Annotated in this window: 19 protein-coding genes and 2 tRNA genes; 17 read left to right on the top strand and 4 right to left on the bottom strand. The window is 44.8% G+C overall.

Annotation, left to right across the window (positions count from 1 at the left end):
• Positions 1-12: 12 nt before the first annotated feature.
• Entirely contained in the window at positions 13-309 is a 297-nt protein-coding gene (gene yhbY / locus L3V33_RS11205; protein WP_102534910.1) for a ribosome assembly RNA-binding protein YhbY, read from the bottom strand.
• Between the two features lie 114 nt (positions 310-423).
• On the opposite strand from yhbY, the gene rlmE reads away from it, so the two are divergent.
• From rlmE to L3V33_RS11120, 17 genes are all read left to right on the top strand, one after another.
• A complete protein-coding gene (rlmE, locus tag L3V33_RS11200) occupies positions 424-1,053 on the top strand; it encodes a 23S rRNA (uridine(2552)-2'-O)-methyltransferase RlmE (RefSeq protein ID WP_004734508.1) in 630 nt (209 codons plus the stop codon).
• Positions 1,054-1,160: 107 nt separating this feature from the next.
• A complete protein-coding gene (gene ftsH, locus L3V33_RS11195; RefSeq protein ID WP_054547518.1) occupies positions 1,161-3,131 on the top strand; it encodes an ATP-dependent zinc metalloprotease FtsH in 1,971 nt (656 codons plus the stop codon).
• Positions 3,132-3,221: 90 nt separating this feature from the next.
• Positions 3,222-4,052: a dihydropteroate synthase gene (gene folP, locus L3V33_RS11190; RefSeq protein ID WP_237290387.1), complete on the top strand. Its 831-nt coding sequence runs from the start codon at positions 3,222-3,224 to the stop codon at positions 4,050-4,052.
• A gap of 21 nt (positions 4,053-4,073) precedes the next feature.
• The gene (gene glmM, locus L3V33_RS11185) at positions 4,074-5,414 is read left to right on the top strand and encodes a phosphoglucosamine mutase (protein WP_017084246.1); all 1,341 of its coding nucleotides are present in this window, start codon (positions 4,074-4,076) and stop codon (positions 5,412-5,414) included.
• A gap of 310 nt (positions 5,415-5,724) precedes the next feature.
• Entirely contained in the window at positions 5,725-6,057 is a 333-nt protein-coding gene (gene secG, locus L3V33_RS11180; RefSeq protein WP_004734504.1) for a preprotein translocase subunit SecG, read from the top strand.
• Between the two features lie 16 nt (positions 6,058-6,073).
• A tRNA-Leu gene (locus L3V33_RS11175) sits at positions 6,074-6,158 on the top strand.
• Between the two features lie 53 nt (positions 6,159-6,211).
• Positions 6,212-6,288: transfer RNA gene (locus L3V33_RS11170), tRNA-Met, on the top strand.
• A 237-nt stretch (positions 6,289-6,525) separates the two neighbouring features.
• Positions 6,526-6,981, top strand: coding sequence for a ribosome maturation factor RimP (gene rimP / locus L3V33_RS11165; RefSeq protein ID WP_004734501.1), 456 nt, complete (start codon positions 6,526-6,528; stop codon positions 6,979-6,981).
• Positions 6,982-7,016: 35 nt separating this feature from the next.
• Positions 7,017-8,504, top strand: coding sequence for a transcription termination factor NusA (gene nusA, locus L3V33_RS11160; RefSeq protein ID WP_004734499.1), 1,488 nt, complete (start codon positions 7,017-7,019; stop codon positions 8,502-8,504).
• Positions 8,505-8,526: 22 nt separating this feature from the next.
• Entirely contained in the window at positions 8,527-11,217 is a 2,691-nt protein-coding gene (gene infB / locus L3V33_RS11155; protein ID WP_004734497.1) for a translation initiation factor IF-2, read from the top strand.
• 134 nt (positions 11,218-11,351) lie between these two features.
• Positions 11,352-11,765 carry a 30S ribosome-binding factor RbfA gene (gene rbfA / locus L3V33_RS11150; RefSeq protein ID WP_004734495.1) on the top strand — a complete coding sequence of 138 codons (414 nt, stop codon included), beginning with the start codon at positions 11,352-11,354 and terminating at the stop codon, positions 11,763-11,765.
• Complete coding sequence (gene truB, locus L3V33_RS11145) at positions 11,765-12,718, top strand: tRNA pseudouridine(55) synthase TruB (RefSeq protein ID WP_237290386.1); 954 nt, start codon at positions 11,765-11,767, stop codon at positions 12,716-12,718. Before rbfA ends, truB begins: the two co-directional genes overlap by 1 nt.
• Before the next feature lie 217 nt (positions 12,719-12,935).
• The gene (gene rpsO / locus L3V33_RS11140; protein WP_004734493.1) at positions 12,936-13,205 is read left to right on the top strand and encodes a 30S ribosomal protein S15; all 270 of its coding nucleotides are present in this window, start codon (positions 12,936-12,938) and stop codon (positions 13,203-13,205) included.
• 379 nt (positions 13,206-13,584) lie between these two features.
• Positions 13,585-15,705 carry a polyribonucleotide nucleotidyltransferase gene (gene pnp, locus L3V33_RS11135; protein ID WP_086048817.1) on the top strand — a complete coding sequence of 707 codons (2,121 nt, stop codon included), beginning with the start codon at positions 13,585-13,587 and terminating at the stop codon, positions 15,703-15,705.
• A gap of 124 nt (positions 15,706-15,829) precedes the next feature.
• Complete coding sequence (gene nlpI, locus L3V33_RS11130; protein ID WP_237290385.1) at positions 15,830-16,753, top strand: lipoprotein NlpI; 924 nt, start codon at positions 15,830-15,832, stop codon at positions 16,751-16,753.
• Positions 16,754-16,921: 168 nt separating this feature from the next.
• Positions 16,922-17,329 carry a MarR family transcriptional regulator gene (locus tag L3V33_RS11125; protein ID WP_237290384.1) on the top strand — a complete coding sequence of 136 codons (408 nt, stop codon included), beginning with the start codon at positions 16,922-16,924 and terminating at the stop codon, positions 17,327-17,329.
• An 89-nt stretch (positions 17,330-17,418) separates the two neighbouring features.
• A complete protein-coding gene (locus L3V33_RS11120) occupies positions 17,419-18,756 on the top strand; it encodes an MATE family efflux transporter (RefSeq protein WP_237290383.1) in 1,338 nt (445 codons plus the stop codon).
• 84 nt (positions 18,757-18,840) lie between these two features.
• Here L3V33_RS11120 and L3V33_RS11115 read toward each other — a convergent pair whose 3' ends face one another.
• From L3V33_RS11115 to L3V33_RS11105, 3 genes are all read right to left on the bottom strand, one after another.
• A complete protein-coding gene (locus L3V33_RS11115; RefSeq protein ID WP_162808221.1) occupies positions 18,841-19,719 on the bottom strand; it encodes a U32 family peptidase in 879 nt (292 codons plus the stop codon).
• Between the two features lie 18 nt (positions 19,720-19,737).
• On the bottom strand, positions 19,738-20,751 hold the full coding sequence (locus L3V33_RS11110) for a peptidase U32 family protein (RefSeq protein WP_004734487.1): 1,014 nt from the start codon (positions 20,749-20,751) through the stop codon (positions 19,738-19,740).
• Between the two features lie 178 nt (positions 20,752-20,929).
• Positions 20,930-22,969 (bottom strand): bifunctional diguanylate cyclase/phosphodiesterase, encoded by a 2,040-nt coding sequence (locus L3V33_RS11105; protein WP_017084241.1) that lies wholly within the window; start codon positions 22,967-22,969, stop codon positions 20,930-20,932.
• Between the last annotated feature and the right edge of the window lie 212 nt (positions 22,970-23,181).

The raw sequence follows: 23,181 nt of genomic DNA, 5'->3' as shown, positions 1-23,181 counted from the left end.
TGTCAAACTCGCTTATTTGCGTGGAATCTCGATTTTACGTGCTTCTGACTGACGGAACAGTACTAGAACTTTACCGATAGTCTGTACTTTCTCAGCTTTAGATTCACGTACAATTGCATCGATAATCAGTTGCTTAGTCTCACGGTCTTCTGATGCAATTTTAATCTTGATCAGTTCGTGGTGGTCTAGAGCTAATTCGATTTCCGCTAGAACAGCTTCAGTAAGTCCATTTGCGCCCATTAGCACTACAGGTTTTAAACTGTGAGCTAGGCCCTTTAGATGCTGCTTTTGTTTGGTACTTAGGTTCATTACGCGGCCAATTTTATTTAGTATTAGGGTTGAAAAAACCTATTTTAACGCCATCTAAAGCTGAAGACTATAATTTATTCAGCAATTAGTACTTTCCTCCAATTTAGGTATCCAATGAGCAAACAGAAACACTCGGCCAGTTCAGGCCGTTGGTTGAAGGAACACTTCGACGACAAGTATGCAAATGAAGCAAGAAAAAGAGGCTATCGTTCGCGTGCTTATTTCAAAATGGAAGAGATTCAAACGAAAGATAAATTGCTGACTCCTGGGATGACCATTGTGGATTTGGGCGCAGCGCCTGGCGGTTGGTCTCAATATGCTGCTAAGATTATCGGAGACAACGGTCAAATCATTGCTTGTGACTTGCTACCTATGGATCCGATTGCTGGAGTGAGCTTTTTACAAGGCGATTTCCGCGAAGAAGCTGTGCTAGATGCCTTGTTGGAACGTATACAACCAAACATGGTTGATGTCGTGATGTCGGATATGGCACCTAATATAGCAGGCAACAATTCTGTGGATCAGCCGAGAGCTATGTATTTAGTTGAATTAGCTTTGGATATGTGTCGACAAGTTCTAGCTACCAATGGTAGTTTTGTTGTAAAAGTATTCCAAGGCGAAGGGTTTGACCAATATGTTAAGGACGTCCGTGAGATGTTTAAAACAGTCAAAGTTAGAAAACCCGACTCTTCTCGTGCTCGATCTCGTGAAGTGTTTATCGTAGCAACTGGTTACAAAGGTTAACGATTCTCTTCCAAGAGTGAGAGTTAACAACATGGCTACAGGTTACAAACTGTAGTACCCTACCTTTAATTACAATTAGTTATCGAGAGGCTTACACCTTGAGTGACATGGCAAAAAATTTAATTCTGTGGCTTGTTATCGCGGTAGTGTTGATGTCGGTATTCCAGAGCTTCGGCCCTGGGGAAAGTAACGGCAGAGCAGTAGATTACACCACGTTTGTACAGGAAGTTGGCCAAGGCCAGATTCAAGACGCACAGTTCAATAACAGCGAAATCACTTTCACACGTCGTGGTGGTGGCTCTAAGTATGTAACTTACATGCCTGTTTATGATCAAAAGCTACTTGATGACTTAATTAATCAAAACGTAAAAGTTCAGGGTACACCACCTGAAGAGCAGAGTCTGCTTGGCACTATCTTCATCTCATGGTTCCCAATGATCTTACTGATTGGTGTGTGGATTTTCTTCATGCGTCAAATGCAAGGCGGCGGCGGCGGTAAAGGCGCGATGTCTTTTGGTAAGAGCAAAGCTCGAATGATGAGCGAAGAACAAATCAAAACGATGTTTGCTGATGTTGCTGGTTGTGACGAAGCAAAAGAAGACGTGAAAGAGCTTGTGGATTACCTTCGTGACCCAAGTCGCTTCCAAAAGCTGGGTGGTAAGATCCCGACAGGTATCCTGTTGGTCGGTCCTCCTGGTACTGGTAAGACATTGCTTGCAAAAGCAATTGCTGGTGAAGCGAAAGTACCGTTCTTTACTATCTCTGGTTCTGATTTCGTTGAAATGTTTGTTGGTGTTGGTGCATCTCGTGTGCGTGACATGTTCGAGCAAGCGAAGAAAGCCGCACCTTGTATCATCTTTATCGATGAAATCGATGCTGTAGGTCGTCAACGTGGCGCTGGTGTTGGTGGTGGTCACGATGAACGTGAGCAAACACTTAACCAAATGCTGGTTGAGATGGATGGTTTCGAAGGTAACGAAGGTATTATTGTTATCGCTGCGACTAACCGTCCCGACGTGCTAGACCCTGCATTACTTCGTCCTGGTCGTTTTGACCGTCAAGTTGTGGTAGGTCTACCTGATGTACGTGGTCGTGAACAGATTCTTAAAGTGCACATGCGCAAAGTTCCACTATCAGGTGATGTTGAACCATCTCTGATTGCTCGTGGTACTCCAGGTTTCTCTGGTGCAGATCTTGCGAACCTTGTGAACGAAGCGGCGCTATTTGCAGCTCGTGGTAACAAGCGCAATGTATCGATGGTTGAGTTTGAACTTGCGAAAGATAAGATCATGATGGGTGCAGAGCGCCGTTCAATGGTGATGTCTGAAGAAGTGAAAGAGTCAACAGCTTACCACGAAGCAGGTCACGCAATTGTTGGTCGTTTGGTACCTGAACACGATCCAGTGTACAAGGTGTCAATCATTCCACGTGGTCGTGCACTTGGTGTGACTATGTACCTACCTGAGCAAGATCGCGTAAGCATGTCTCGCCAGCACCTAGAGTCAATGATCTCTAGCTTGTACGGTGGTCGTCTTGCTGAAGAACTAATTTACGGTAAAGACAAGGTTTCGACTGGTGCATCTAACGATATCGAACGTGCAACTGATATTGCTCGCAAGATGGTAACGCAGTGGGGCTTCTCTGAAAAACTAGGTCCTCTTCTATATGCTGAAGAAGAAGGCGAAGTTTTCCTAGGTCGTGGCATGAGCCAAGCGAAACATGTTTCTGACGATACAACTCGACTTATCGATGAAGAAATTCGTATTCTTATCGACCGTAACTATGCTCGTGCGAAGCAGATTCTTGAAGAGAACATGGACCTCATGCACTCGATGAAAGATGCGCTGATGAAGTTTGAAACGATTGATGCAGGTCAGATTGATGACTTGATGGAACGTAAAGACGAGATTCGCGAGCCTGCTGGTTGGGGTGATCAAGCAAAAGCAGAACCTGCAAAGGAAGAAGCCAAGCCTGAAGCTGAAGCTAAATCAGAAGAACAAGCTAAAGCCGACCCAGAAGAATCGAAAGTTGAAGAAGTTAAATCTGAATCAGATGATACTCAAAACAAAGATTCTTAATCGCTAAGCTATAAATTAAAACCCTGAGTACGCTCAGGGTTTTTCTGTTTATAGCTCAAGGTATTTTTTACTCTTTAAGACCTGCCTTTCATGATATTAAAAGCAAATAATAAAACGCTCGTTTTAGACCGCCCACATGTAATGGGTATCCTCAATGTCACGCCTGATTCTTTCTCTGATGGCGGAAAATTCAGCTCATTAGACAATGCATTGCTGCAAGCTGAACGAATGATTCAAGCCGGCGTTAGCATTATTGATATTGGTGGTGAATCGACTCGCCCTGGAGCTCCGGACGTTTCCTTAGAGGAAGAGCTTGCTCGAGTTATTCCTGCAATTAAAGCGATTCGTGCCAAGTTTGATGTTTGGATTTCTATTGATACCAGCAAAGCGGAAGTGATGCGCCAAGCTGTTGAAGCGGGTGCTGATTTGATCAATGATGTACGCGCTTTACAAGAGCCAGGTGCCCTACAAGCGGCCGCTGAGGCTAATGTTCCTGTTTGCTTGATGCACATGAAAGGCCAACCAAGAACCATGCAAGCTAGCCCAGTTTACGACGACGTTCTAACGGATGTTGAAGCATTCTTACAAGAAAGAGTGGAAGCTTGTGAGGCTGTAGGCATCTCAAAAGAACAGCTGATTCTGGACCCTGGTTTTGGTTTTGGTAAAACCATTGAACACAATTACCACCTATTAGCGCACCTTGAAAAATTTCATACGCTTGGGTTGCCAGTTTTGGCGGGGATGTCGAGAAAATCGATGATCTTTAAGCTACTGGACAAGGCCCCAGCAGATTGCATGGTAGCCAGTGTCACTTGCGCGACTATCGCAGCAATGAAAGGCGCACAAATTATTCGCGTTCACGATGTTGAAGATACATTGGAAGCGATGAAGATAATCGAAGTGATGAATAACAATCACTAATAATAATTAAGGAAAATCAATATGTCTGATAAAAGACGTTACTTCGGCACAGATGGTGTACGTGGCAAAGTTGGCCAATACCCGATTACACCTGATTTTGTTCTGAAGCTTGGCTGGGCTGCAGGTCGTGTTCTTGCGAAGCAGGGCACCAAGAAAGTGATCATTGGTAAAGATACTCGTATCTCTGGCTATATGCTTGAGTCTGCGTTAGAAGCTGGCCTTGCTGCTGCGGGTCTTCAGGCTACGTTTACTGGCCCAATGCCAACACCTGCTGTTGCTTACTTAACACAAACTTTCCGTGCTGAAGCTGGTATCGTTATCTCTGCATCGCATAACCCTTTCTATGACAACGGCATTAAGTTCTTCTCTTCTGAAGGCACTAAATTGTCGGATGACATTGAGTTGGCTATCGAAGCTGAACTAGATAAAGATATCGAGTGCGTGGAATCTTCTGCATTGGGTAAAGCTGTACGTTTAAATGATGCAGCTGGCCGTTATATTGAATTTTGTAAAAGTACATTCCCACACAAAATGACGTTAGCGGGCATGAAAATTGTGGTGGATTGCGCACATGGTGCGACTTACCACATTGCGCCAGCGGTATTTAAAGAGTTGGGCGCTGAAGTGATTGCAATGGGTGTTGAGCCAAATGGTACTAACATCAACCACGAAGTGGGTGCGACAGATGTGCGTGCTCTGCAAGCTAAAGTACTTGAAGAACAAGCAGCGTTAGGCCTAGGCTTTGATGGTGACGGTGACCGTATCATCATGGTTGACGAGCTAGGCAACAAAGTTGATGGTGACCAAATTGCTTACATCATTGCTCGTGATGCACTGCGTCGCGGTGAGTTGAAAGGTGGCGTTGTTGGTACACTAATGACCAACCTTGGTATGGAAAATGGCCTTAAGCAATTAGGTATTCCATTTGTACGTGCTGCTGTTGGTGACCGTTACGTCATGGAGCAACTTCTTGCTAAAGGCTGGAAGATCGGGGCAGAAAATTCGGGTCACGTTATCCTATTAGATAAAGTGACGACGGGTGATGCTATCGTTGCTGCTCTGCAAGTGTTGGCTTCAGTTGTTGATAGCGAAATGACACTGAATGAGCTGTCTCAGGGCATGACGTTATACCCTCAAGTTCTAGAAAACGTTCGTTTCAGCGGAGATTCAAACCCACTAGAAGCCGAAGCGGTAAAAGCAGCGGTTGTTGAAGTAGAAGCAGAGCTTGGCGAGAAAGGTCGTGTGCTATTACGCAAGTCTGGTACCGAGCCACTACTGCGTGTCATGGTTGAAGGCGAAGATGCTGAGCTTGTTCAATCTTCAGCGCTTAAGATCGCTGATGCAGTAAAAGCAAACTGCTAATTTAACCTTTTACTTAACCGGCGAAACGAATAGCGCCTGTGATTAGAAGTGATTGAGTTATATCACGGTCAAAAGATATAGCGGTCAAGAGATATAACGGTCAAAAGAGACGTAAATGAGTTTTGTGTCGCTTTTGACCTTTTTTTAACCATTCGCTTGGTAAAGGCTTATTTTTTAGCAAATTCCCCTTGTCAGCCATCGTCGCATTCGCTAGTATTGCTCGGCCTTCAGTTAGGAGGTCGCTAGCCTTGTTCTTGAAAATAGTTTTTTGAACGGCGCTGGCTCAACAATTAGGAACATAGGTGGAAAAATGTTTACAGTTCTACTTGTGATTTACCTGTTGGCAGCGCTTGGTGTAATTGGCCTAGTGTTGATTCAACAAGGTAAAGGCGCAGATATGGGAGCCTCTTTCGGTGCTGGCGCTTCAAACACTGTGTTTGGTGCTGGTGGCTCAGGAAATTTCCTTACCCGAATGACTGCAGTTTTTGCAACTACATTTTTTATCCTTAGCTTAGTGCTTGGTAATATGTCTACACATAAAACTGAGTCACAATGGATTGACCCGACTCAAGGTCAGGTAATTCAGCAAGCTGAAGATGCAGTGAGTGAAGTTCCGACGCAAGGCGACGAAATTCCACAATAAGCTGCAAAGATTTGATGCCGAGATGGTGAAATTGGTAGACACGCTAGCATGAGGTGCTAGTGCCTTAGGGTGTGAGGGTTCGAGTCCCTCTCTCGGCACCATGTTTACAAACTTGTAAAACATCTTGTTGGGCGTATAATGCTCACAAGTCGGACGCGGGATGGAGCAGTTTGGTAGCTCGTCGGGCTCATAACCCGAAGGTCGTCGGTTCAAATCCGGCTCCCGCAACCAATTTCAATGCTATTATATAGCTTGTATTGGTAGCAAGTTTGCACAGTGTGAACCTCACTGTGAGTTAAGTGTGATATCGAATGTGATGACACTTAACATATAAGGGTCCAGCAACAAAAACCCCGGCTTATACGGGGTTTTTTGTTATCTAAGCATTTGTAAATGCCTTTAGATGATAATGTTTGCTTGGAATTTAAATTGGGCTTTGAGCCCTTTTTTTGTTTCTGGAGTGGTTAAATGACTGGTTTAGAGAGACAACTTACTGAAATGCTTGACGCTCCAGTAGCAGCATCAGGTTATGAGTTAGTTGGATTAGAATTTATTCGTGCTGGTGAGCACTCAACGCTACGTATTTACATCGATTCACCAAATGGTATCAATGTAGATGATTGCTCTGAGGTGAGTCACCAAGTAAGTGCCGTAATGGACGTTGAAGATCCAATTTCAGTGGCTTATAACCTTGAAGTGTCTTCACCAGGTTTAGAGAGACCACTGTTCAAAGCAGAGCATTACCAACAATTTATTGGTCACGAGGTAAGCATCGTTTTGAAAATGGCTGTCGGCAACCGTCGTAAATGGAAAGGTGATATCCAATCTATCGAAGGCGAGACAGTGAAAGTATTGGTTGAAGGACAAGAAGAAGAATTCGTCCTGAGCAATATTGCGAAAGCTAACCTGATCCCTAAATTTTAGTTCTCCTAGAGAGAAGAGCTTAAGAGGCTAGATTAATGAACAAAGAAATTTTGGCGGTAGTAGAAGCTGTTTCAAATGAGAAAGCAGTTCCTCGTGAGCGTATTTTTGAAGCGCTTGAAATCGCGCTTGCAACGGCAACAAAAAAGAAAAGCGAATTAGAAATTGAAGTTCGTGTAGAAATTGACCGTAAAACGGGTAATTTCGAAACTTTCCGCCGTTGGGAAGCTGTTGAGGAAGTAGAATTCCCAACAAAAGAAATCTCTATTGAAGCTGCAAAGTACGATGATCCAGAGATCGAACTTGGCGGTTTCATTGAAGATGATATCGAATCAGTAACGTTTGACCGTATTACGACTCAAACGGCTAAGCAAGTTATCGTACAGAAAGTACGTGAAGCAGAACGTGCTCAAATCGTTGAACAGTTTATTGACAACGAAGGCGAGCTCGTAACTGGCGCAGTTAAGAAAGTTAACCGTGACACAGTTATTCTAGACCTAGGTAACAACGCTGAAGCGGTAATCCTTCGTGACGACCAACTTCCTCGTGAAAACTTCCGTCCAGGTGACCGTGTTCGTGGTCTTCTTTACGCAGTTAAACCAGAAGCTCGCGGTTTCCAGCTTTTCGTTACTCGTTCGAAGCCAGAAATGCTAGCTGAACTATTCCGCGTTGAAGTGCCTGAGATTGGTGAAGAGCTAATTGAACTTAAAGGTGCTGCACGTGACGCTGGTTCTCGTGCTAAAATCGCTGTGAAAACAAACGACAAACGTATTGACCCTGTTGGTGCGTGTGTTGGTATGCGTGGTGCACGTGTACAAGCTGTTTCTAATGATCTTGGCGGTGAGCGTATCGATATCGTTCTTTGGGATGATAACCCAGCTCAGTTCGTTATTAACGCAATGGCGCCTGCTGATGTTGCTTCAATCATCGTTGATGAAGATGCACACTCTATGGATATCGCTGTTGAAGCCGATAACCTGGCACAAGCGATTGGCCGTAGCGGTCAAAACGTACGTCTAGCTTCTCAACTAACGGGTTGGGAACTGAATGTAATGACTGTTGCTGATCTAGAGAAGAAGCACCAAGAAGAAGCAGTTGCTTCTATTGAAAACTTCATGAAGCACCTAGACATTGAAGAAGACTTTGCTCAAATGCTTGTTGAAGAAGGCTTCTCTACACTTGAAGAAGTGGCATACGTTCCTGTGAACGAGCTTCTTGAAGTAGATGGTCTAGACGAAGGTATCGTTGAAGAACTACGTAACCGCGCGAAAGACGCACTGACTACTCTAGCGCTAGCGAAAGAAGAGACTTTCGATGGTGTTGAGCCTGCTGAAGACTTACTTGCACTTGAAGGTCTTGAGCGTGAAATGGCTTACAAGCTAGCAGCAAAAGGCGTTGCGACATTGGAAGACCTAGCTGACCAAGGCGTTGATGAACTAGAAGGCATCGAAGACCTAACTGCAGAGCGAGCAGGCGAGCTGATTATGGCTGCGCGTAACATCTGTTGGTTCGGCGACGAAGAATAATTCAGCAAGGAGAGAAAGCGGTATGACACAATTAACAGTTAAAGCACTGAGTGAAGAGATTGGTACGCCAGTTGACCGCTTAATTGAACAACTTGCTGATGCAGGAATGAAGAAAGCAGGGTCGGATCAAGTGACTGATTCAGAGAAGCAAACATTGCTAACGCACCTTAAAAAGGAGCATGGCGATACTTCAGGCGAAACAGAACCGACTCGTTTAACTCTTCAACGCAAGACCCGCAGCACGCTAAGTGTTGCCGCTGGAGGCGGTAAGAGTAAGGATGTTCAAGTAGAGGTACGTAAAAAGCGTACTTACGTGAAGCGCAGCACTATTGAAGATGAAGCGAAACGTGAAGCTGAGGAAGTAGCTAATCGTGAAGTGGAAGAGAAAGCACAACGCGATGCTGAAGAGCAAGCGAAACGTGATGCTGCAGAGAAAGCACAGCGCGAAGCCGAAGAAAAAGTAACACGTGAAGCGGATGCAAAACGTGATTCTGAAGAGAAGGCTCAACGCGCACAAGCTGAAAAGGCTAAAAAAGACATGAATTCAAAAAATGCAGACGCTAACGCACAAGCGAAAAAAGAAGCGGATGAACTTAAAACTCGTCAAGAGCAAGAAGCAACTCGTAAAGCCGAAGCTGAAGCAGCTAAGCTTGTTGAAGAAGCTCGTAAGTTAGCAGAAGAAAACCAAGAACGTTGGTCTGAAGAAGAGAAGAAGAAGAAAGAGCAAGAGAAATCTGCGGATTACCATGTGACTACTTCTACTTATGCTCGTGAAGCAGAAGATGCGGCTGATAAAAAAGATGAGAAAGCTCCTCGTCGTCGCAAGAAGAAACCTGCTCCAGCAGCTCAACCTGGCAACAATCGTGGTGGTCGTAACCAACGTGGTCGTGGCGGTAAAGGTAAGCTTGCTAAACCAACTTCAATGCAGCAAGGCTTCGATAAGTCAGCAACTGTTGCTAAATCTGATGTTGCTATTGGCGAAACTATCGTTGTTTCTGAACTGGCTAGCAAAATGTCAGTTAAAGCAACTGAAGTTATCAAAGTAATGATGAAGATGGGCGCTATGGCGACTATCAACCAAGTGATCGACCAAGAAACAGCACAACTTGTTGCTGAAGAAATGGGTCACAAGGTTATCCTACGTAAAGAAAACGAACTAGAAGAAGCAGTGCTAGCTGACCGTGATAGCGATGCTGTCGCAGAAGGTCGTGCTCCTGTTGTTACTATCATGGGTCACGTTGACCACGGTAAAACTTCTACACTTGATTACATTCGTAAAGCACACGTTGCGTCTGGCGAAGCTGGCGGTATCACACAGCACATTGGTGCTTACCACGTAGATACTGACAACGGCATGATCACGTTCCTTGATACTCCTGGACACGCGGCGTTTACAGCTATGCGTGCTCGTGGTGCTCAAGCGACAGATATCGTTGTACTTGTTGTTGCCGCTGATGATGGCGTAATGCCACAAACAATCGAAGCTATCCAGCACGCGAAAGCGGCAGGTGTTCCTCTGATTGTTGCTGTGAACAAGATCGACAAAGAGGGTGCAAACCCAGACAACGTTAAGAATGAGCTAGCTCAATACGACGTTATTCCTGAAGAATGGGGCGGTGAGAACATCTTCGTTCACATCTCTGCAAAACAGGGTACAAACATCGATGGTCTTCTAGAAGCTATCCTTCTTCAGTCTGAAGTTCTTGAACTTACAGCAGTTAAAGAAGGCATGGCATCTGGTGTTGTTGTTGAATCTCGTCTTGATAAAGGCCGCGGTCCAGTTGCAACAGTACTAGTACAGTCTGGTACTCTTAACAAAGGCGATATCGTTCTTTGTGGTCAAGAGTACGGCCGTGTTCGTGCAATGCGCGATGAAAACGGTAAAGACATCGAAACTGCAGGTCCATCTATCCCTGTAGAAATTCTAGGTCTTTCTGGCGTTCCTGCTTCAGGTGATGAAGCAACGGTTGTACGCGATGAGCGTAAAGCGCGTGAAGTTGCGAACTACCGTCAAGGTAAATTCCGTGATGTTAAACTAGCTCGCCAACAAAAAGCGAAACTAGAGAACATGTTCGCGAATATGACGGCTGGTGAAGTTGCTGAACTTAACGTTGTACTTAAAGCTGACGTTCAAGGTTCTGTAGAAGCAATTGCTGACTCTCTACTGAAACTGTCAACTGACGAAGTTAAAGTGAACATCGTAGGTTCTGGTGTTGGTGGTATTACGGAAACTGATGCAACTCTTGCAGCCGCTTCTAACGCTATCATCCTTGGTTTCAACGTTCGTGCTGACGCAACTGCGCGTGGTACTGTTCAGAATGAAAACCTAGATCTACGTTACTACTCAATCATTTACCAACTGATCGACGAAGTGAAACAGGCGATGGGCGGTATGCTTGCTCCTGAATTCCGTCAAGAGATCATTGGTCTTGCTCAAGTTCGTGACGTATTTAAGTCGCCTAAACTTGGTGCAATCGCTGGTTGTATCGTTACTGAAGGTACGATTAAGCGTAGCAGCCCAATCCGCGTACTTCGCGAAAACGTTGTTATCTACGAAGGTGAACTAGAGTCACTTCGTCGCTTTAAAGATGACGTTCAAGAAGTTAAAAATGGTTACGAGTGTGGTATCGGCGTTAAGAACTACAACGACGTTCGCGTTGGTGACCAGATCGAAGTATTCGAAATTGTTGAAGTTAAACGTACTCTAGACTAATCAGTCAGTACGACTCGACATATTGACTAAGGTTACTAACATTACCTGTAAAGGTAATAAGTAATCGGTTGTTGAATACACCATGGGGGGCTGGTAATTACCAAGCCCCCCATCTTTCTAAGTGAGAAAAGAAAATGTCAAAAGAATTTAGCCGCACACAACGTGTGTCTCAGCAGCTTCAAAAAGAGCTCGCACTTATCCTCCAACGTGAAGTTCGTGACTCACGCATTGGTATGGTAACTATTTCAGATGTAGAAGTGTCTCGTGACCTTGCATACGCAAAAGTGTTCGTGACTTTCCTATGTATCGGTGAGCAAACACCTGAATCATGTCTCGCTGCTCTTAAAGAGCATGAAGTGCCAGTTCGTATGGCTCTTGGCAAGCGTATTCGTCACCGTCTAACACCTGAAGTTCGTTTTACTTACGACAACACATTGGTAGAAGGCATGCGTATGTCTAACCTAGTAAGTGAAGTACTGAACGATGACAAGCGTAAGCAAGAAGAATCTGGCCGCACTGACGAAACTCAGTCTAAGGATGAAGAGTAATGGCTCGCCGTCGTAAAGGTCGCCCTATAAACGGGGTAATTCTGTTAGATAAGCCAACAGGCATTTCATCTAATGATGCACTGCAAAAAGTAAAGCGTATTTACTTTGCAGAGAAGGCAGGGCACACCGGTGCTCTGGATCCTCTTGCGACTGGCATGCTGCCAATTTGTCTTGGTGAAGCAACGAAGTTCTCTCAGTTTCTTCTTGATTCTGATAAGCGCTACGTTGTTGTCGCGAAGCTTGGTGAGCGTACCAACACCTCAGATTCTGATGGTGAAGTGGTTGAAACGCGTGAAATCAACGTGACTCAAGAGCAACTTGAACGCTGCATTGCAAGCTTCAAAGGTGAAACCGACCAGATTCCATCAATGTTCTCTGCATTGAAGTATCAAGGTAAGCCTTTGTATGAATATGCACGTGCAGGTATCGAGGTGCCTCGTGAGTCTCGCAAGATCACTGTGTATTCTATTGAGCTACTTCGCTTTGAAGGTGATGAAGTTGAGATGGAAGTACATTGTTCTAAAGGTACTTACATCCGCACAATTACCGACGATCTTGGTGAAATGCTAGGTTGTGGTGCTCACGTGACAATGCTTCGTCGTACTGGTGTGGCAAAGTATCCGTATGAACGCATGGTTACGTTAGAGCAGCTGAACGAAATTTTAGAGCAAGCACAAGCGCAAGAAATTGCGCCTAAAGAGTTGCTTGATCCTCTGCTTATGGCAATGGATACCGCAGTGGAAGATCTACCTGAAGTTAATCTGAATGCGGAACTGACTGACCTAGTTCAGCACGGTATGCCAGTTCAGGTTTCTGGTGCTCCAACTGAAGGTACGGTTCGCATGACAAGTGGTGAAGAAAAGCTGTTTGTTGGTGTTGCTCATATTGCTGATGATGGCCGTGTCGCACCGAAACGTTTGGTTGTTTTCAGAGATGAAGAACCACAAGCTTAGCGCTTAAGTCGAATCAGATAGTAGCTGTTCGTGTTTAAAGCGATCAAATAATTCAGAAAGCGGGCTCTTAAATTAAGTGGCTCGCTTTTTTAGTTTTTAAGGTGTTCGATTGTTATTGCACCAATTCATAAACTTCCCTATAATCCTCGGCTCGCGTAGCGGCTGAATCAGAGATTGGCTGCTACAAATATAAACTTACTCTTATCAGGAGAGATTTATGTCTCTGAATGCAGAAACTAAAGCAGCAATCGTTGCAGAATACGCACAATCTGAAGGCGACACAGGTTCACCAGAAGTACAAGTAGCACTACTTACTGCTTCTATCAACCACCTACAAGGTCACTTCAAAGCGCACAAACACGATCACCACAGCCGTCGTGGTCTATTACGTATGGTTTCTAGCCGTCGTAAGCTTCTTGATTACTTGAAAGGCAAAAACCTTACTCGTTACCAAGACCTAATCAAGCGTCTAGGCCTACGTCGCTAATAGCGATGTCTGCAAAGACAGTTTGAAGAAAAGGAGCATTTATGCTCCTTTTTTTGTGCCCGTAAGAAAATGTTTGGCTGGATGCACAGAATATCATCTGGCTTTTTCTGATAGGAAATATCTCTCCTAATAAAAATAGTTTATACTACGCCCGCCTATGCGTTTTCAACGCTGGGCAATCAACCTCTCAAGACGTTACAGTCACAGATGTCGGCCAATAGGTCGCGACTATTCAAAGGCGGATTTGGTATTAATTCGGCGTATGAACTCATACAAAGAAGCATCATTCCCAAGTCTCTTTTCACTAGTCGCGATTGGTAATATCTTGAGTCAATCTTCACTTAATCTAAAGTCATGACTTTAGAGCTAAGGATATACAATGTTTGAAAAACCAGTTGTAAAATCGTTCCAGTACGGTAACCACACCGTTACTCTAGAAACGGGCGTAATGGCACGTCAAGCTACTGCTGCTGTAATGGCGACTATGGACGATACATCAGTATTCGTTTCTGTTGTTGCTAAGAAAGAAGCTGTTGCAGGCCAAGATTTCTTCCCTCTAACAGTTAACTACCAAGAGCGTACATACGCTGCGGGTAAAATCCCTGGTGGTTTCTTCAAGCGAGAAGGTCGTCCTTCTGAAGGCGAAACGCTAACAGCTCGTCTGATTGACCGTCCAATTCGTCCACTTTTCCCAAGTGCGTTTAAAAACGAAGTTCAAGTTATCGCTACGGTTGTTTCTATCAACCCTGACGTAAACCCAGACATGATCACTATGATCGCAACGTCTGCTGCACTTGCTATCTCTGGTGCACCATTCAATGGTCCTATCGGTGCTGCACGTGTTGGTCACATCGACGGCGAACTTGTTCTTAACCCATCAAATACTGAGCTTGAAAACTCTAAACTAGACCTAGTTGTGTCTGGTACAGAAGGCGCAGTACTAATGGTTGAATCTGAAGCAGATAACCTATCTGAAGAAGAAATGCTTTCAGCTGTTGTTTACGGTCACGACCAACAACAAGTTGTAATCAAAGCAATCAACGAATTTGCTGCTGAAGTTGCAACTCCATCTTGGAACTGGGAAGCGCCAGCAGTTAACACTGAGCTTAAAGCTAAAGTTGCTGAGCAAGCTGAAACTCGTCTATCTGATGCGTACCAGATCACTGAGAAAATGGCGCGTTACGAGCAAGTTGGCGCAATCAAGAACGACACTGTTGAAGCTCTAATTGCACAAGACGAAAACCTAGATGAGCGCGAAATCCGCGGCATGCTTGGCTCTCTAGAGAAAAACGTAGTACGTAGCCGCATCATTGCTGGCAACCCACGTATCGATGGCCGCGAAAAAGACATGGTTCGTGCGCTAGACGTACGTACTGGTGTTCTTCCACGTACACACGGTTCTTCTCTATTCACTCGTGGTGAAACTCAAGCACTTGTTACTGCAACGCTTGGTACACAACGTGATGCTCAAATCATCGACAGCCTAATGGGTGAGAAGAAAGACAACTTCCTTCTACACTACAACTTCCCTCCATACTGTGTAGGTGAGACTGGTTTCGTTGGTTCTCCTAAGCGTCGTGAAATTGGTCACGGTAAGCTTGCTAAACGTGGTATCCAAGCAGTAATGCCTTCTGTTGACGAATTCCCATACACAGTTCGCGTTGTATCGGAGATCACAGAATCTAACGGTTCTTCTTCAATGGCTTCTGTATGTGGTACATCTCTAGCGCTTATGGATGCTGGTGTTCCAATCAAAGCTTCTGTTGCAGGTATCGCAATGGGTCTTGTTAAAGAAGGCGACGATTTCGTTGTTCTTTCTGACATCCTTGGCGACGAAGATCACCTAGGTGACATGGACTTTAAAGTAGCAGGTACTAACGCTGGTATCACTGCACTTCAAATGGACATCAAGATCGAAGGTATCACTAAAGAGATCATGCAAATTGCTCTTAACCAAGCGCAAGGTGCACGTAAGCACATCCTTTCTGTAATGGATGAAGCTATCTCTGGTGCTCGTGAAGATATCTCTGAATTCGCTCCACGTATCCACACAATGAAAATCAGCTCTGATAAGATCAAAGATGTTATCGGTAAAGGCGGCGCAGTTATCCGTGCTCTTTGTGAAGAAACAGGTACTACAATCGAAATCGAAGACGATGGCACAATCAAGATTGCTGCTACTGAAGGCGCAGCTGCTCAAGAAGCTATCCGTCGTATCGAAGAGATCACTGCTGAAGTTGAAGTTGGCCGCATTTACCAAGGTAAAGTTGCTCGTCTAGCTGACTTCGGTGCATTCGTTACTATCCTTCCAGGTAAAGATGGTCTAGTACACATCTCTCAAATCGCTGACAAGCGTGTTGAGAAAGTGTCTGACTACCTAACTGAAGGTCAAGAAGTACCAGTTAAGGTTCTTGAAATTGACCGTCAAGGCCGTGTACGTCTGAGCATGAAAGAAGCAGTTGAAACGCCAGCTGAAGGCGAAGCACCTGCTGCTGAGTAATTCTTAGCCTATTAATGGGACTATCGCTTTTTAGTGATTTCTAACCCATTGGTAAAAAAGCATGTTATAAAGGGGAGCATATCGCTCCCCTTTTTTATTGCGGTCATAACAGGAGTAATTATTTGTGAAATGGTTTCAAACCGCGAGTATGTGTTTACTGCTTGTACTAACTGGTTGTGCGACAACATCAGATAACACCTCACGTTGGGTTTATCCACCAATGGCTGTGCCGCTTCAACCAAGTGTTCAGCAAGAAGTGCAAATAGCGCGTCTTAGTCAGCTATTACAACGCCCAGATTTGAACGATGAAGTTCGAGCTAAAATGTTGTTCGAGCGTGGTAATTATTACGACAGCGTTGGCTTGCGCGATTTAGCGCGTCTTGATTTCAATCAGTCTCTTTCATTGAACCCCGCTCAACCTGATATCTTCAATCTTTTGGGTGTTTACTTTACGCAGGTAGGGGAGTTTGATGCCGCTTATGAATCTTTTGATTCTACGTTAGAGCTTGATCCTGAAAACTCATATGCAGAAAGAAATCGCTCTATCGCTCTCTACTATGGCGAGCGTTATGACTTAGCTAACGAAGAGATGATGAAGCACTACGCTGATGATCCTAGCGATCCGTTTCGCGCTCTGTGGCTTTACATCATTCAGCATGAACTCACGCCAGAACAAGCAAAGCTTGATCTTCAAAAGCGTTACGAGAGCCGTGACGAACAGTGGGGCTGGGTATTAGTTGCGATCATGCTTGACGATATTACCGAAGAGCAGGCATTCAAAGCTATCCTAACCGGGACTCGTGACAATACGCTCCTAGCTCAACGTCTGACGGAAACGTACTTCTACCTTGCTAAGCGTCACCACATGAATGGTGATTACGCGAATGCGATCTCTTTGTACAAGTTAGCGGTTTCTTTTAACGTGTATGAATACGTAGAACACCGTTACTCTTTTTTAGAGTTAAGTCGTATCTTCACTACGCTTAAAGCCGAGCATTTAGCGCAAGTTAAGTTGGCTGAGGCCGAAGAAGAAGCTAACGCTAAGTAAGCATACATTTTGATTCCGAAAAGCCGCTGCCTATCAGCGGTTTTTTTATGGCCCTTTTTTATGATCCTTTTTTATAAACGGGGGTCTTGTTTTTGATTGCTTTTTATTTAAACAACACTAAAATAGTTAGCCTTGCTAACTAAATGCAAATTCTGTGGTTGGAAATCTATGCTGGACCAAAATCTAGAAAAAATTGAACGCTTTGCTTCTAAGATATGGCGAACTCAAGTTAATGAAGATCCTATCTGCCAGTTGAGCTTCAATGAGTACGATTATTTGAAGGTCATTCAAGCATCGTTAGAGCCTATTCGACTAACAGACCTTGCTATTGAGATGCAGGTGACAAAACCTTCTGCGACGACTATGGTTCAAAGGCTAGAAAGAAAAGGTCTAGTTGAGCGCAAAGCGTCTCTTGAAGATGCGAGATCTAAGCTGGTGATTTTGACCCAAAAAGCTGAATTCGGTTTGGAAGAAGAAAGTAAAATCTATCAGGTCATGGCACAGATACTGGAAAGTCGCTTGTCTGAGCAAGAATCCCACCAGCTGAACCTATTATTAAACAAGGCTTTGAAATAAATAATTTAGATATTTAGTTAGTCTTGTTAACTAGTTTTACGAGTCATATCCCATTGGTATGCGACTCACTGAAGAAAGTAGAGTAAGAAATGAGTAACTCAATTAGTCGTCAATTCTGGCGATACACAATACCTACCGTAGCGGCCATGTTAGTTAATGGCCTTTACCAAGTGGTGGATGGTATTTTCATTGGCCGTTATGTGGGGGCCGATGGACTTGCGGGCATTAACGTCGCGTGGCCTGTTATTGGGGCGATCCTCGGTATTGGTATGCTCGTGGGAGTGGGGACGGGGGCGCTTGTCTCGATCCGTCAAGGCGAAAAAGACACGAAAGGTGCTAAGCAGATCTTAGCAACCGGCCTAACATTGTTGTTGGCGATAACACCCATTGTTTCTGGATTGTTGTTTCTGTTTGCCGATAACTTCTTGCTTTGGCAGGGTGCTGAAGGGCGAGTGTATGAACTAGGCCTGCAATACTTACATATTCTGATTGGCGCTAGTGTCTTCACTTTAGGCTCTATCGCGATGCCGTTTTTACTGCGTAACGATGACAGTCCTAACTTGGCCACCATACTGATGATTGTCGGTGCGGTGATTAACATTGTATTGGATTACCTATTTATCGCGCAGCTTGGTTGGGAATTGAAGGGTGCTGCATTGGCAACCGCAATTGCTCAGTTTGTGGTAACGGGTTTGGGGTTGGCTTACTTTTTCTCACGTCGAGCAAACTTACGTTTACGTTGGAGTGAACTGAGACTGAAGTTATCGGTGATTCCTGACATCTTCGCCATTGGTACCTCGAGCTTCTTTATGTACGCTTATGGTTCGATGATGGTGGCGCTGCACAATGCCTTGTTCTCTCAATATGGCGATCAGCTGATGATTGGTGCTTACGCTATTTTGGGCTACATAGTGACGGTTTATTATCTCACAGCGGAAGGTATCGCCAACGGCATGCAGCCATTAGTGAGTTACAACCATGGTGCTCGCAATCAAGCGAATATTCGTAAGTTACTGAAGATTGCGATGGTGAGCTCTGTCTTGATTGGTGTGGCGTTTGTGTTGTTGCTGAATGCGTTCCCACGTGAGTTTGTTTCCGTCTTTAATTCGGATGAACCTCAGCTAGTTGAGTACACCGTGTTGGGTATTCGACTACACATGTTTGCATTGGCGCTTGATGGCTTCTTAGTGGTAGCGGGTGCTTACTATCAGGCGGTGAACAAAGGCAGCAAGGCGATGTTTGTAACGATAGGCAATATGCTTATCCAATTACCTTTCTTGTACATCATGCCTAAATTGTACGGTGTGCCGGGGATTTGGATTGCCTATCCATTGTCCAATATCGCGTTAAGCGTAGTTGTTATGATCATGCTCTACAAAGACGTAAAGAAGCTCGATGTTGCGCCGCTGGAAACCGCGACGGCGTAGGTCGCTTTTCTTAAACTGAATGATAAAAGGTCTAGCGAATGCTAGACCTTTTTTGTATCTGTTACTGATTGATTCAATGAGGAGTTAGATGTTCTTAACGTCTAAACCTGCAAGTTGGTGCCAGTAACCGTTGCATTGGCGGCTTTCAATGGTCATTGGTTTTTGGCCATGCTCATTGGCTTTGAAGTTGTTGATCTCAGAGAAGGTATCGATGCCCAATGGGCTTAAACGAACCACATCAACCAAGTCATGCATGCTCGGTAGATCATTGACTAGGTTGTAGCAGTAACCTGATTGAGTTTGAATACCGTTAAGGTTAAAGACTGACTGGCCTTCTTGGCTATCGACCTGTAGGCCGGTAGGGTATTTGATGCAGCAGGTTTCGCAATCGTCTTTGGCTTTGTTTTCTGCGCGAGCGGTAAAGCATCGTGCTGAGTAAGCAAGTGGTAGGTAGCCGTGGCTAAATACTTCTACTTCGAACTTATTACGGATATTAAGCTCTTCGCACTGTGTCATTACGTTGCTTAGCCATTCGCGAGAAAGCTCAACAGGCATACACCAACGCGTCATACCTTGTTTCAAGAACAGGTTCAGAGTACGTGCGTTGTAGGTGTTAACCGCCGGGCCAACCACAAAAGGCACTTTGCTTTCGCTTGCTAATTGAATCGCAGACACGTCGTTGGCTTCAATCGCAAAGTCACCGTTATCAATGTACTTCTTCATGATGTTGACTTCGCTTGGTGCTTCTAGCAATGCCATGGTGGAAAGTACGACTTGCTTACCTGAAGCCGACAGCTCTTTGGCAATATCCATCCAGTGTTTTGCTTTCATCTCACGACGCTTTGAACACACGGCTTCACCTAGATAGATGATATCAGCAGAGCTTGATTTCGCTTGTTCATAGAAGCTTTCAACGTCTTGTTTTGGCCAAAAATAAAGAAGAGGGCCTAATGCGTATTTCATTGAGTTCTCCATTTGGCTCTATTGCCATTTACGGTGATAAGCGCCAAGCGTGGTTTGTGTACCTTCAGATACATTCGCCAGTGTCGCATTCCAAGCTTGTTCCACTTGGTATTGTTCTGGGTTCGCTAAGTAGCGGTCGATAGCTGCACGCCAAGTACGAGTCACTTGCTCGACATAAGCAGGGCTACGTTGGCGACCTTCAATTTTCACTGAGGCAACGTTGGCAGCAAATAGCTCAGGCAGCATAGACAGTGTGTTGAGACTGGTTGGCTCTTCAAGTGCGTGATAGCGTTTACGCTCACCATCGATCTCTGCTTCAAAGCGGCCTTTACACAGCGTTGGGTAGCCCGCGTTTTCGCCGGCTACGTACTTGTCGATAAGAATCTCATTCAAGCGTGACTCTAGGCCGGTTTCTGTTTCTTGCCAGCGAACGTATTTTGCTGGAGAACAAGCACCAACGGTATTGGGTGATTCGCCGGTCATGTATGAAGAGAGGTAACAACGACCTTCCGCCATGATGCACAAACTACCAAAAGCGAATACTTCAAGGTCAACGTCAGAGGTGATGTTACGAGAAAGCTGTTTGACCTGATGAATCGACAATACGCGAGGCAATACCACACGCTTTACATTGAAGTTCTTGTGGTAGAAGTCGATTGCAGCCGCATTGGTCGCAGAAGCTTGAACCGATAGATGCAATTCTAGTTCTGGATATTTGTTTGCTGCGTACTCAAGCACTGCGATATCAGCAATGATCAGCGCATCAACACCTAGTGCTGCGGCGTTGTCTACGGCATTTGTCCAACGTTCGAAGCCATTTGGGTGAGCAAAAGTATTTAAGGCAACGTGAATTTTCTTGTTGCGGTCATGCACATATTGCACAGCACGATCGAGCTTTTTACCCGCAAAGTTAAGGCCTGCAAAGTGTCGGGCATTGGTATCGTCTTTGAATCCGATATAGACAGCATCCGCACCACAATCAATAGCGGTTTTCAAAGCAGGTAAGTTACCCGCTGGGCATAAGAGTTCCATTTGCTCACTACCAGTAGAATGAAATTGAAGCGAGTATTTTATGAAGAATTATGAATGACGGAATTGATGTAAGGCAGGTTTAGATGGATAAATCTGCTTTTACTCCGTTTGGGGTACTGACTAGTAATGTTTTTGTGCTTTGGTGTGGCTTTTGACTGGGGGGTAGTTGAATCGTGTACTAGTTCTTATGGCGACGATTTTGGGCAAACAGCTCTTCGACGTCTTGTTTCGGTTGTGGGCGATAGAAGTGGAAGCCTTGGATTGAGCTGCAGTTGAGGTTAGAAAGCAGGGTCGCTTGTTCACTGGTTTCGACGCCTTCTGCCACTACAGTTAAATCGAGAGATTTACCCAGGTTGATGATGTTTTCAATCACAGTGATTTGCTTTGGTAGCGTATCGATATCAGAGATGAAAGCACGGTCAATCTTAAGCTCATCAATTGGGAATCGAGCCAAATAAGACAGAGAAGAGTAGCCCGTACCAAAATCATCGATAGATAAAGCAAAGCCGAGTTTCTTTATAGCGTTAAGCATTTGAAGTGTGTGTTCACTATCACTCATCACCGCGCTTTCTGTCAGCTCAAACGTAATAGCACTAGGGTCAAGCTCTGTTGAACGAAGTAACTTTTCAACGTAATCAATCAGTTTCGGGTTACCAAATTGCTCTGGAGACAAATTGATAGCCACTCTACCTGGAAGGATACCTTGCATCTTCCAACGCTTAACCGTGGCAAACACTTCACGCATTACTACACGACCAAGCTGTTCGATAAGACCAGCTCGTTCCGCTACAGGGATGAATGCGGCAGGGCTGATGTAGCCTTCTACTGGGTGCTTCCAGCGCACTAACGCTTCTGCACCGTTGATGGTGAAATCACGCGCGTTGACCTTAGGTTGATACCAAACCTCAAGTCCATTCTGTTGCAGTGCTTTTTGTAGCTCTATCTCCAACCACAATCGCATACGCGCTTCTTTGTTCATCTGTTCGTTGAACTTGATCAGGCGGTTACGTCCACGATCTTTCGCTTCATACATTGCGGTGTCTGCATTTTGTAGCAAGATACGAGCATCGGTGCCATCTTGAGGAAAGCTCACGCTGCCAATCGAGCAGGCTAAGCGCTTACTAAAGTGGTGAAGATCGAAGGGTTGATTGATCAGGGAAATGATCTTTTCAGCGAGCATTTCAGGCGTTCGCTGATGTTCAGGTTCTGGCAGGATAATACCAAACTCATCCCCGCCTAAATGACCAATAACGGCCTGACGAGGCAGTAAACGTTTTAGGCGTGAAGCAACCTCTTTAATCACTTTATCGCCAATGTGATGACCTAGTGAATCATTGATATTCTTAAAGTTATCAATATCTAAGTAGAGCATCACAACTGGCGTATCGTTTTGAATGAACTGCTCAAGACGTTTGGTGAACCCAACTCGGTTGTAGAGCTTGGTCAGTGCATCGATGTAGGCATCTTCACTGTTTGCCGGCGTATACTGCTTTGTGGTCTCTTGTGCATCTTGGATAAGCACCAGCTGAGTGTTACTTCCAAGAATAGTGGTGGAGTCGATGTTGAGTTGAACCTTACGTTCAAAGCCGCATCGGGCACCCGTTAAGCAAACCAAACCAGACTCGGAAATAATAGAACTGAGGTTATTATTGAAGACTGTTTTGGTTTGTTCATCGATGAATAATCGTCCCAACTCTTCGCCAATTAACTCGGTGGTGGAGTTAAAGCCGAGCAAGCGTGCTGCTGCTGGGTTTGATGACAAGATGTAGTCACTTTCAACTAACAGTAATCCGTCAGGGAGTAGGTGAGATAGCTTGTGGAATTTCGCTTCGGATTCTTCTAAAGAACGGGCAAGTACTTGGTTTTCTGATGTGTCGAAGGCATGAAAGACAATGTAGTCGGTTTTGTTGCCATTCGTCAGCGGAGATAGGCTGAAATGAAGGCTGGTATCGAGGTCAGTTTCGTTGAGCGTGACTTCGGCCTCAATCGTTTCGCCATTGAATGCACGCTCATAGTAAGGCTTAAGATGTTGGTAGAATTGCTCACCTAATGTTTGGCGGTCATTCATGCCAGCAAGCTCGGTTTTACTCAAACCAGCAATATCGCAGTAACGCTCATTAACCATAAAATAGTTATGTTGGGCGTCAAGTACCGCAAAAAAGAACGGACTGTTTGCTGTTAGCTGGGTAAACCAATGTTGTAGTTGCTGGGGAGGCATCAAAGTACTACCAATTCTCCAAGAGCTTGAATATTCACTATCGATAAATATTTATTACTTTTTGTGTGGCTATCGATATTTACCTGTGAGTGCAGCGATCCGCTGTAATTCTCATGACCTGAGTTACTATAACTGTGATTTTCAGGATATTAAAGGTCGAGTATCAAACCGAAGTTAATTTGATACATAACAGTAACTGAGATTTCAACATC

The organism is Vibrio sp. A2-1 (genome assembly GCF_021728355.1).
GTDB classification, from domain to species: Bacteria; Pseudomonadota; Gammaproteobacteria; order Enterobacterales; family Vibrionaceae; genus Vibrio; species Vibrio splendidus_K.
This window is presented reverse-complemented; position numbering and strand designations above follow the sequence as displayed.